Raw genomic sequence first — 453 nt, 5'->3', positions numbered from 1 at the left:
CGCTGACGAACAACTCTCGTTCATGATACATCAGGGAGTTCATGATTAATGACTGAAGGGTAACAAAACCCTCGCTGCTGCTTGTGTAATTCGAAATAATTTCCGAAATTTGCGAATGTGTAAGTTTCATTTTTTCCTTTTTTATAGTTTTCAAATACAAAGATAAGAAAAAAGGAGCTTACACACTTTTATAGGACAGTACCGGGCTGTATGGTTCATCGCAGAGTTTTGCCTCCTCCATCTCGTCGTTTGCCTGCTGTATTGCATCCCAGCGGTGCTTGATACGCAATTCCTATACGGCGTCGCATGCTAACTTTTGTACATGAAACCTATCGATTACACGCTTGGCATTGGGAAACGACCTTCTGACTATTTTGCGCATAGAGTAGGACAGATCCAGAGTGACTTCCTCAACAGAGGAGCGTTTCTCCTCATCAATCCTATCCAGTACTG

At 42.6% G+C, this 453-nt stretch carries 2 pseudogenes; both read right to left on the bottom strand.

The annotated features are described in order from the left end of the window. A pseudogene (locus E0E16_RS14155) lies at positions 1 to 130 on the bottom strand (IS256 family transposase); the annotation flags it as partial. A 72-nt stretch (positions 131 to 202) separates the two neighbouring features. Next, positions 203 to 453 (bottom strand): annotated as a pseudogene (locus E0E16_RS14910) (transposase); the annotation flags it as partial.

The organism is Prevotella rectalis (genome assembly GCF_900607215.1).
Lineage (GTDB): Bacteria > Bacteroidota > Bacteroidia > Bacteroidales > Bacteroidaceae > Prevotella > Prevotella brunnea.
This window is presented reverse-complemented; position numbering and strand designations above follow the sequence as displayed.